This is a genomic window from Streptomyces sp. NPDC004788, from assembly GCF_053601115.1.
Map to the genome: position 1 here is coordinate 93072 of NZ_JBSGBF010000016.1, position 10092 is coordinate 103163.

Below are 10092 nucleotides of genomic sequence, written 5' to 3' on the forward strand. Positions count from 1 at the left end.
CGGACGCGCGAACGAATCCCAGCGCGAAGAAATCCCAGGGGGACACCACACTCATGCGCTCCATACGACTCCTGCCGGCCCTCACGGCCCTGGCGGCGGCGCTCGCGCTGACCGCCACCGCCTGCGGCCCCACCGAGACCCCGGCGTCCGACAAGCCCGCCGACAAGCCCGCGGCCGGCAGCTCCGCCGCCGCCGGCGACTCCGGATCCGGCTCCGACTCCCCGTCCGACCTCGCCAAGGGCGTCGCCGACAAGCTGAAGAAGCACGGCGTCGACGTCGACAAGTGGAAGAAGGGCGAGTGGAAGAACTGGGACAAGGAGACCTGGCTCCGCGAGGCCGACGACTTCGTCAACCCGGTCATCGACGGCCTGTGGAACCCGACGCGGATGCAGTCCGCCAAGAGCCCCGACCCGACGATCACCGCGCAGGCGACGAGCGGCGGCACCGACCCCACGCCGCGCCCGGTGACCGCGCAGCGTGAGAAGACCCCGTACCACCGCTACGCGGCCCCGGTCGGCAAGATCTTCTTCGACTCGCCCGAGGGCTCCATGGTCTGCTCCGGCACGATCGTGAAGGACCCGCGCCGGCCCGGCAAGTCCAACCTGGTGTGGACGGCCGGCCACTGCGTGCACGCCGGCAAGCGCGGCGGCTGGTACCGCAACATCATGTTCGTCCCGGCCTTCAACGACCTCGGCAAGTCCCCGGCGCAGCTGCAGAACGCGCAGCCGTACCAGGTCTACCCGTACGGCCAGTACTGGGCCGACTGGGCCGTGACCTCCGGCCAGTGGATCCAGAGCGGCGGCACCAACCAGGCGTGGCCGTACGACTACGCCATCCTGCACGTCCAGCCGGCGCAGGGCCACAAGTCGCTCGAGGAGACGGTGGGTGCGGCGCTGCCCGTCGACTTCTCCGCCCCTTCGCCCGCGCAGGCCGGCACGGTCGGCGCCTGGGGCTACCCGGCGGCGCCCCCGTACAACGGCATGATCATGCACAAGTGCCTTGACCGTCCGACCCGCCTCACCACGGCTCCGGTGACGCCGACCATGTACCGGATCGGCTGCACCATGACCGGTGGCTCGTCCGGCGGCGGCTGGTTCCACGTGATGCCGAACGGCAAGACGGCGCTGGTGTCCAACACCTCGATCGGCCCGGCCGGGAGCCGCGGCTGGCTGGCCGGACCGCAGCTGGGGCAGGGCGCGAAGGCGGCCCACGACATGATCAGCAAGAAGTTCGCCCACTGATCGCCCGGGAACAGAACGAAGGCGCCGGCCGTCTCCCTCGCGGGAGGCGGCCGGCGCCCTTTTCACTGCCTGTGTGCGTGTCAGTGCGCGGCGGGGACGTACGGCGCGAGGAGCGCCGCCAGTTCCTCGTGCACCCGCGCCTTGAGCAGGGTGCCCTCCGGGGTGTGCTCCTCGGAGATCACCTCGCCCTCGGCGTGCGCCCGCGAGACGAGACCGCCCTGCGTGTACGGCACGAGGACCTCGATCTCGACCTTCGGCCGCGGCAGCTCGGCGTCGATCAGGCCGAGCAGCTGCTCGATGCCCTCGCCCGAGCGGGCGGAGACGGCGAGCGAGTGCTTCTCGATCCGCAGCAGCCGCTGGAGCACCAGCGGGTCGGCCGCGTCCGCCTTGTTGATGATGACGATCTCCGGCACGTCCAGCGCGCCGACCTCGCGGAACACCTCGCGCACCGCCGCCAGCTGCTCCTCCGGAGCCGGGTGCGAGCCGTCCACCACGTGCAGGATCAGGTCGGCGTCGGCGACCTCCTCCATGGTGGAGCGGAACGCCTCGACCAGGTGGTGGGGCAGGTGCCGGACGAAGCCGACCGTGTCCGCCAGCGTGTAGAGCCGGCCGGAGGGCGTCTCGGCCCGCCGGACGGTCGGGTCGAGGGTGGCGAACAGGGCGTTCTCCACCAGCACGCCCGCGCCCGTGAGGCGGTTGAGCAGGGACGACTTGCCGGCGTTGGTGTATCCGGCGATGGCGACCGACGGCACCTTGTGGCGGCGCCGCTCCTGCCGCTTGATGTCGCGGCCGGTCTTCATCTCCGCGATCTCACGGCGCATCTTCGCCATCTTCTCGCGGATCCGGCGCCGGTCCGTCTCGATCTTGGTCTCACCGGGACCACGGGTGGCCATGCCGCCACCGCCGCCGCCACCCATCTGCCGGGAGAGCGACTGACCCCAGCCGCGCAGGCGCGGCAGCATGTACTGCATCTGCGCGAGGGCGACCTGGGCCTTACCCTCTCGGGACTTGGCGTGCTGGGCGAAGATGTCGAGGATCAGGGCGGTCCGGTCGACCACCTTGACCTTGACGACGTCCTCGAGGGCGATGAGCTGGCCGGGGCTGAGCTCACCGTCGCAGACGACGGTGTCGGCGCCGGTCTCGAGCACGATGTCCCGCAGCTCCTGCGCCTTGCCCGAACCGATGAAGGTGGCCGGGTCCGGCTTGTCGCGGCGCTGGATCACGCCGTCGAGCACCAGAGCGCCCGCCGTCTCGGCGAGGGCCGCGAGCTCGGCGAGCGAGTTCTCCGCGTCCTGCACCGTCCCCGAGGTCCACACACCGACCAGCACGACGCGCTCCAGGCGCAGCTGGCGGTACTCGACCTCGGTGACGTCCTCGAGCTCGGTGGAGAGGCCCACGACACGGCGCAGGGCCGCGCGCTCGGAGCGGTCGAACTGGTCGCCGTCCCGCTCTCCGTCGATCTCGTGGCTCCAGGCGACGTCCTCTTCCATCAGGGCATCGGCCCGAAGGCTCTCGGTGCGGCGGGTGTCCGCGAAGCTCTGCGCGTCCTGGGAAGGGGATGAAGAGGAGGTCATTTGATCCTTAACGTCGAAGAGAAATCCTTTACGCCGATCACAACGCGTGACACCGGAAAAGAATTCCCGGGGTCCGGCCGCGCCGCCGACCTGATGATGGTGACACGGCCGGGCACGCCCCGTCACGCGGGTTTCACCGCAGGGCCCGGCTCGTCCAGTCGGGGTGGCCGGGCATGGGCGGGGTCTTCGCCGCGTACAGCCAGTCGTGCAGGAACGCCCTCTGGTCGTGCCCGGAGACCTCGCTCGCCAGGGCGACGAAGTCGGCGGTGGTCGCCGTGCCGTCCCGGTGCTCGGCCACCCAGCGGCGCTCAAGCCGCCCGAAGGCGTCGTCGCCGATCTCGTGGCGCAGGGCGTAGAGCGCGAGCGCGGCGCCGTCGTAGACCACCGGCCGGAACAGGCTGATCTTCTCGCCGGGCTCCGGCGGCTTCGGCGCGGCGGGCGGCCCGCCGTCCTGGCGCCACTGGTCGGAGGCCCCGTACGCGGCCTTCATGCGCTTCTCCAGGGTCGGCCCGCCGTGCTCCTCCGCGTACGTCGCCTCGTACCAGGTGGCGTGCCCCTCGTTCAGCCACAGGTCGGACCAGGCGCGCGGCGAGACGCTGTCGCCGAACCACTGGTGGGACAGCTCGTGGACGAGGATCGAGTCGACGTACCAGGTGGGATAGCCGGTCTCGGTGAAGAGGCCACGCTCGAAGAGCGAGAGCGTCTGGGTCTCCAGCTCGAAGCCGGTGTCGGCGTCGGCGACGAGGATCCCGTAGGTCTCGAAGGGGTACGGGCCGACGCGGCTCTCCATCCACTCCAGGTGGCCGGGCGTGCGGCGCAGCCAGGGCTCCATCGCCTCCCGGTCGGCGGTGCGCACGACGTCCCTCACGGGCAGGCCGTGCGGGCCCTCCCGGCGCACGACGGCCGAGTCGCCGATGGAGACCTGGGCGAGTTCGGTGGCCATCGGGTGGACGGTCCTGTACGTCCACGTGGTGGTGCCGCCGTCGTGCTGCTCGCGGCCGGCGGGCAGGCCGTTGGCGACGACGGTGAGGCGGTCGGGGGCGGTGATCCGGAAGGTGAAGTACGCCTTGTCGGCCGGGTGGTCGTTGGACGGGAACACCCGGTGGCCGGCGTCGGCCTGGTTGGCCATGGCGAGGCCGTCGCCGGTGCGCACCCAGCCGCCGGAGTCGGCCGGCCCGGCCGGGTCGCTGGTGTGGGTGACCGTGATGTCGAGCGTGTCGCCCCGCTCGACGGGCTCGGCCGGGGTGATCACCAGGTCCTCGTCGCTGGTGGTGTACGCGGCCGGCTCGCCGTCGACGGTGACCTTGGAGACCTTGCCGTGGGTGAAGTCGAGGTTGATCCGCTCCAGGTCGGCGGTGGCCAGGGCCTGGACGTGGGTCACGCCGGCGAGCGGCTCGGTGTTGCGGCCCGGGTAGGTGAGGTCGATGTCGTACGACAGGACGTCGTAGCCGGGGTTGCCCAGGTGCGGGAAGAGCGGGTCGCCGATGCCCAGGGGCGGCGGTGCGGGCAGGGCGGCGGCGACGAGCCCGGCGGAGAGGGCGACGAGGACGGCGGAGCGCAGCACGCGCGCGCGGGGCGACCGGGAGGGCCGTGAGGGGCGGGAGGGGTGCGGCATGGGTTACGGCTACCAGGGCGGGGCCGCCGGGCCGGGGCGGCGCGCACACCGGCCACCCGAAGGGGTCAGCTTCGCGGGGGTGGCGCCTGCCGCGCCCGGCTCACGTCGTACACGCCCGGCACGTCCCGCATCGCCTTCATCAGCGCGGGCAGCCCGGCGGCGTCCGGGAGTTGGAGGGTGTAGGTGTGCCGGACCCGCTGCTCGCTCGGGGGTTCGACGGTGGCGGAGACGACGGCGGCGCCCTCGGCGGCGATGGCCTCGGTGAGGTCGGCGAGGAGGCCGGGGCGGCCGAAGGACTCGGCGCGGAGGGTGACGCGGCATTCGGCTGTGTCGCCCCAGTGGACCGTGACGGGTTCGCGGCCGAGCCGCCGCATGGTGGCGGCGGTGGCGCAGCCGGTGCGGTGGGCGGTGACGGTGCCGCCGCGGACGACGAAGCCGGTGATGGCGTCGTTGGGCACGGGGGTGCAGCAGCCCGCGGGCCGCACGAAGGGCGCTTCGGGGAGTTCGGTGTGGAGCTTGGCGCCGGAGCGGCGGTCGGCGGTGACGCTGACGGGCGGCCGGGGTGCGGCGGCGGGGGGCTTGGCGGCCTCGGGGTGGGCCTGGAGCCAGCCGGTGATGGCGATCCGGGCGGCCGGGGTGCGGGCGTGGTCGAGCCACTGCGGGGAGGGCCCGGAGGAGGAGTCCTGGGCGAGCAGCAGCTGCACGGTGTCGCCGTCGTGGAGCACGGTGCTGAGCGGCGCGAGCCGGCCGTTGACCCGCGCCCCGAGACAGCTGTGGGCGGCCTCGCCGTGCTCGGCGTAGGCGGCGTCGACACAGGTGGCGCCGGCGGGCAGGCTGATCGCGCCGGGGGCGTCGACGCGGAAGACGGTGATCTCCTGGTCCTGGGCGAGGTCGGCACGCAGGGAGGTCCAGAAGGTGTCGGGGTCGGGGGTGGACTCCTGCCAGTCGAGCAGCCGGGAGAGCCAGCCGGGCCGGGTGGGGTCGACCCGCTCGCCGTCGTCCGCCGCGGCCGTGCCGGCGGCCGGGCTCTCGGTGCCGTCCGGGGCCGCGTACGGGTTGCCGAGGGCGACCACGCCGGCCTCGGCGACCTTGTGCATCCGGTGGGTGCGGATGAGGACCTCGGCGACGGCGCCGTCGGGGGCGGCGACGGCGGTGTGCAGCGACTGGTAGAGGTTGAACTTGGGCGCGGCGATGAAGTCCTTGAACTCGGAGACCACCGGGGTGAAGCAGGTGTGCAGTTCGCCGAGGACCGCGTAGCAGTCGGCGTCCTCGCCGACCAGGACGAGCAGCCGGCCGAAGTCGGGGCCGCGCAGTTCGCCGCGCTTGAGCCGGACCCGGTGGACGGAGACGAAGTGCCGGGGCCGGACGAGGACTTCGGCGGTGATGCCGGCCTCGCGCAGCACGGCGGAGACCTGTTCGGCGATGCCGGCGAGGGCGTCGCAGGCGCCGGGGTTGCGCGCGATGAGCGCCCTGGTGGCCTCGTACTCCTCGGGGTGGAGGATCGCGAAGACGAGGTCCTCCAGCTCGGTCTTGAGGGCCTGGACGCCGAGACGTTCGGCGAGCGGGATGAGGACGTCCCGGGTGACCTTGGCGATGCGGACCTGTTTCTCGGGGCGCATCACGCCGAGGGTGCGCATGTTGTGCAGCCGGTCGGCGAGTTTGATCGACATGACGCGGACGTCGTTGCCGGTGGCGACGAGCATCTTGCGGAAGGTCTCGGGCTCGGCGGCGGCGCCGTAGTCGACCTTCTCCAGTTTGGTGACGCCGTCGACGAGATAGGCGACCTCGTCGCCGAACTCGCGGCGCACCTGGTCGAGCGTCACCTCGGTGTCCTCGACGGTGTCGTGGAGCAGGGAGGCGGTCAACGTGGTGGTCTCGGCGCCGAGTTCGGCGAGGATCAGGGTGACCGCGAGCGGGTGGGTGATGTACGGCTCGCCGCTCTTGCGCATCTGGCCGCGGTGGGACGACTCGGCGAGCACGTAGGCCCGGCGGAGCACGGCCAGGTCGGCGTCGGGGTGGTGGGCGCGGTGGGCCTCGGCGACGTGCCCGATGGCGTCCGGCAGCCGGTCGCGCATGGCGGGCCCGGCGGTCGCGCCGAGCAGGGCGGCGCGGCCGAGCCTGCGCAGATCGATCCTGGGGCGGCCTCGTCTGCGGCCGGGAGCGTCGGATCCGGTGGCGGACCCGGCCTCGCTCACGGGGTTGGTGGCCTCTGCGCTCATGGGGCACCTCCGGCGGCGTCGACCGGCGGAGAGCCGGGCAGGCGTGCCCGGTGGGCCGGTGCTTGATGCTACCGACCCCACCACGTGGCGCAGTCCCGCTCTCGCCGAGCGTGAACGGGATCACCCATTCGAGGGACGAATCCGTCGTTGACAGTTTCGATTCCGGTGCCTCCGGACAGCCTCAGGGACCCCCGGAGGCGTTCGGTGCTCAGGCGTGGTCGGTGAGCCAGGACGGGTCGACGGTGCCCTCGCCGACGATGACCGCGGGGCCGGTCATCTCGATCTCGCCGTCGGGGTGCTCGGTGATCACGAGCGTGCCGCCGAGCACGTCCACGGTGTACGTGACGGGGACGCCGGACACGGCCGGGTCGGCGCCGTCCCGGCGGGCGGTGGCCACGGCGACGGCGCAGGCGCCCGTGCCGCAGGAGCGGGTCTCGGCGGCGCCGCGCTCGTGCACGCGCATGGCGACGTGCCGGGGGCCGCGGTCCGCGACGAACTCGATGTTGACGCCGTCCGGGTAGACCGCGGCCGGCTCGTACGGCGGCTCGTCGTACAGGTTGCCCGCGTGGGCGAGGTCCTCGACGAAGGCGACCGCGTGCGGGTTGCCCATGTTGACGTTGCGGGCGGGCCAGCTGCGGCCGTCGACGGTGACGGTGACGCCGTCCTCCGGGAGCACGGCGCGACCCATGCGGACGGTCACGGAGCCGTCCTTGTCGAGGTGGACCCGCTTGACCCCGCCGCGGGTGGCGACGGCCACCTCGCCGGCGGTGACGTGCCCGGCGTGCTCCAGATAGCGGGCGAAGACCCGCACCCCGTTGCCGCACATCTCGGCGACCGAGCCGTCCGCGTTCCGGTAGTCCATGAACCACTCGGCCTCGTCGGCCAGGTGCCGCGCGTCCGGGTGAGCGGCGCTGCGCACCACGTGCAGCACGCCGTCGCCCCCGATGCCGGCCCGCCGGTCGCAGAGCCGGGCGACGAGGGCCGGAGGCAGGTCCACGTCGTTGTCGGCGTCGGGGACGATCACGAAGTCGTTCTCGGTGCCGTGCCCCTTCAGGAAGCCGAGGGGCGCCGGGAAGGAGTGGGGCGAGGTCTGCGCGCTGGTCACGGAGTCAACTCTACGTGCCGGGTGTGACAGAGGTCGCGACGGTCCACGGAACGGTACGGGGTCCCACATGGCGGGAGCCGTACGGCGCTCAGCGCAGTCGTGCCACGCGCCAGACCGCCAGCGCGACCAGGAGGGCGCTCAGCGACACGTACAGGGCGAGCGCGCGCCAGTCGGGGCGCTCCGTGGAGCCGCGGGCGGGGAGGCCCGGCCAGGTGTGGCCGACGCGGCGGGCGGCCATCATGCCCCAGCCTGCCGCGCAGGAGCTGATCAGCAGGCCGAGCATGGCGACGACGGCGCCGCCGTCGCCCGAGCCGAAGGCGAGCGGGAAGGCGAACATCAGCGAGCCGACGGCGGCGAGCGCGACGATCGGGGCGAGCTGCCAGATCCGCAGGCGGCGCTGCGGGCGCAGTTCCACCTCGACCTCGGCCGGGTCCACCTCGACGGCGCTGCCCTCGGCCTGGTCGGGGCCGTCCGGCGTCAGACCGGGCGCCGTACCGGGGACTTCACCCCGGACGGCGGCCTGCTCTTCCGTGTCTCGAGGGCCGGCCTCCATCGCCACGCGCCCTCCCCACTCGGATTCCACTTGGTCGTTCGACGATGCTCGATGATGGCACGCCCCTGCCCCTCCGAATGACGGGCATGACGTCCCGATGCCATCACGTGATCAGGCTGTAACCGCTCGTTCGACCAACGTCAGCGCCTGTCGCGGGAGTTCCCCGCGGTCCGCGGCGGCGCCGCTGAGCCAGTGCACCCGGGGGTCGCGGCGGAACCACGAGTCCTGGCGGCGGGCGAAGCGCTTGGTGGCGCGCACGGTCTCGGCGCGGGCCTCGTCGTCGGTGCACTCCCCCGCGAGCGCCGCGAGCACCTGCTGGTAGCCGAGCGCGCGGGCGGCCGTGCGCCCCTCGCGCAGGCCGCGCGCCTCCAGGGCGCGGACCTCGTCGACGAGCCCGGCCTCCCACATGCGGTCGACCCGGGTGGCGATGCGCTCGTCGAGCTCGGGGCGGGCGACGTCGACGCCGATCTGCACGGTGTCGTAGACGGAGTCGTGGCCCGGGAGGTTGGCGGTGAACGGCTTGCCGGTGATCTCGATGACCTCCAGGGCGCGCACGATGCGCCGGCCGTTGCTGGGCAGGATCGCGCGGGCGGCCTCGGGGTCGGCGGCCGCCAGGCGGGCGTGCAGCACGCCGGAGCCGCGCTCCTCCAGCTCGGCCTCCAGCCGGGCCCGGACCTCCGGGTCGGTGCCGGGGAAGTCGAGGACGTCGATGGCCCCGCGCACGTACAGGCCGGAGCCGCCCACCAGGATCGGGGTGCGGCCCTCGGCGAGCAGCCGGTCGATCTCGGCGCGGGCGAGCCGCTGGTACTCGGCGACGCTGGCGGCCTCGGTCACCTCCCAGATGTCGAGGAGGTGGTGCGGGACGCCGCCGCGTTCCTCCATCGTCAGTTTGGCGGTGCCGATGTCCATCCCCCGGTAGAGCTGCATGGAGTCGGCGTTGACGACCTCGCCGCCGAGCTGCTGGGCGAGGAAGACGCCCAGATCGGACTTTCCGGCCGCGGTGGGACCGACGACGGCGATGACCCGCGGTGCGGGAGCTGCACTTCTCACGTGCCCAGTCTCCCAAACCTCCCGGCGCGTCCCCGAATGAGCTACGTGACGGCCCTCATCCGGCTTCGTTGCCTGTTGCGGAATGACGACCCTGAGTACGCTAGGGAGCAGTTATGGGAGTTTTTGCGCTGTTTCGCCGGAAGAGCAAGGACGAGGTGGCGACCGAGGCGGTGACGGTCGAGGCGCCGGAGAACGCCGTCGGCGCGGCTGAGGAGGCCCCCGAGGTCACCGGGGCCCGTGAGGGCGTCGAGGTCCGTGAGGGAGTCGAGGTCCGTGAGGTCGCCGACGCGGTGGCCGACGCGGTGGCCGAACCCGTCGAGATCCCCAAGCAGCAGTCGGCCGAGGAGGCCGCCGACAACGAGCCGGCCGGCGAGGGCGCCCGACCGTAGGCACGGAACACGGACCCGGCAGGGTCCGGCGGAGGGATTGGTGACCGAATGGGTCTCATGGATTCGCTGAAGGCCAAGCTCGGCCCCGCCAAGGCCAAGGTCTCCGACCTCGCCAAGGAGCACGGCGGCAAGGTGGAGCACGGCCTGGAGAAGGCCGCCCGGGTGGTCGACGAGAAGACCAAGGGCAAGTACAGCACCAAGATCGAGTCCGGCACCGGGAAGGCCAAGGAGGCCATCGAGCGGCTCGCCCACAAGAACGAGGGCCCGAGCGGCCCGACGCCGCCGCCGGCCGCCTGATCGTTCCTCCGCCACGGCGGACGGCCGCGGAGCGCGCTGCTCCGCGGCC

Annotated in this window: 9 protein-coding genes; 3 read left to right on the forward strand and 6 right to left on the reverse strand. The window is 72.9% G+C overall.

From position 1 onward, the window contains the following. The first annotated feature begins 53 nt into the window (after positions 1–53). A complete protein-coding gene (locus ACWEJX_RS10510) occupies positions 54–1241 on the forward strand; it encodes a trypsin-like serine peptidase (RefSeq protein ID WP_451607117.1) in 1188 nt (395 codons plus the stop codon). A gap of 80 nt (positions 1242–1321) precedes the next feature. Here the strand turns inward: ACWEJX_RS10510 and hflX are convergent, their stop codons facing one another. The 6 genes from hflX to miaA all read right to left on the reverse strand — a co-directional run bounded on the left by hflX (position 1322) and on the right by miaA (position 9357). After that, positions 1322–2815, reverse strand: coding sequence for a GTPase HflX (gene hflX, locus ACWEJX_RS10515; RefSeq protein WP_403798753.1), 1494 nt, complete (start codon positions 2813–2815; stop codon positions 1322–1324). 133 nt (positions 2816–2948) lie between these two features. Continuing rightward, positions 2949–4430: a M1 family metallopeptidase gene (locus ACWEJX_RS10520; protein ID WP_451607118.1), complete on the reverse strand. Its 1482-nt coding sequence runs from the start codon at positions 4428–4430 to the stop codon at positions 2949–2951. A 65-nt stretch (positions 4431–4495) separates the two neighbouring features. After that, complete coding sequence (locus tag ACWEJX_RS10525) at positions 4496–6649, reverse strand: RelA/SpoT family protein (RefSeq protein ID WP_451607119.1); 2154 nt, start codon at positions 6647–6649, stop codon at positions 4496–4498. A 208-nt stretch (positions 6650–6857) separates the two neighbouring features. Continuing rightward, on the reverse strand, positions 6858–7754 hold the full coding sequence (dapF, locus tag ACWEJX_RS10530; protein WP_451607120.1) for a diaminopimelate epimerase: 897 nt from the start codon (positions 7752–7754) through the stop codon (positions 6858–6860). An 88-nt stretch (positions 7755–7842) separates the two neighbouring features. Then, complete coding sequence (locus ACWEJX_RS10535; RefSeq protein WP_403799283.1) at positions 7843–8307, reverse strand: hypothetical protein; 465 nt, start codon at positions 8305–8307, stop codon at positions 7843–7845. Positions 8308–8418: 111 nt separating this feature from the next. After that, complete coding sequence (gene miaA / locus ACWEJX_RS10540) at positions 8419–9357, reverse strand: tRNA (adenosine(37)-N6)-dimethylallyltransferase MiaA (protein WP_451607121.1); 939 nt, start codon at positions 9355–9357, stop codon at positions 8419–8421. 113 nt (positions 9358–9470) lie between these two features. Between miaA and ACWEJX_RS10545 the strand changes: the two genes are divergently transcribed. Together ACWEJX_RS10545 and ACWEJX_RS10550 are read left to right on the forward strand one after the other, a co-directional pair. Next, complete coding sequence (locus tag ACWEJX_RS10545; RefSeq protein WP_451607122.1) at positions 9471–9746, forward strand: hypothetical protein; 276 nt, start codon at positions 9471–9473, stop codon at positions 9744–9746. A 48-nt stretch (positions 9747–9794) separates the two neighbouring features. Beyond that, positions 9795–10043, forward strand: a complete 249-nt coding sequence (locus ACWEJX_RS10550; RefSeq protein WP_451607123.1) for an antitoxin — start codon at positions 9795–9797, stop codon at positions 10041–10043. Positions 10044–10092: the final 49 nt, after the last annotated feature.

Excerpts from the sequence above, each read along its gene's own strand:
- ACWEJX_RS10510 (WP_451607117.1), top strand. The coding sequence starts at position 54 with ATGCGCTCCATACGACTCCTGCCGGCCCTCACGGCCCTGGCGGCGGCG.
- hflX (WP_403798753.1), bottom strand. The coding sequence starts at position 2,815 with ATGACCTCCTCTTCATCCCCTTCCCAGGACGCGCAGAGCTTCGCGGAC.
- ACWEJX_RS10520 (WP_451607118.1), bottom strand. The coding sequence starts at position 4,430 with ATGCCGCACCCCTCCCGCCCCTCACGGCCCTCCCGGTCGCCCCGCGCG.
- ACWEJX_RS10525 (WP_451607119.1), bottom strand. The coding sequence starts at position 6,649 with ATGAGCGCAGAGGCCACCAACCCCGTGAGCGAGGCCGGGTCCGCCACC.
- ACWEJX_RS10535 (WP_403799283.1), bottom strand. The coding sequence starts at position 8,307 with ATGGAGGCCGGCCCTCGAGACACGGAAGAGCAGGCCGCCGTCCGGGGT.
- ACWEJX_RS10545 (WP_451607122.1), top strand. The coding sequence starts at position 9,471 with ATGGGAGTTTTTGCGCTGTTTCGCCGGAAGAGCAAGGACGAGGTGGCG.
- ACWEJX_RS10550 (WP_451607123.1), top strand. The coding sequence starts at position 9,795 with ATGGGTCTCATGGATTCGCTGAAGGCCAAGCTCGGCCCCGCCAAGGCC.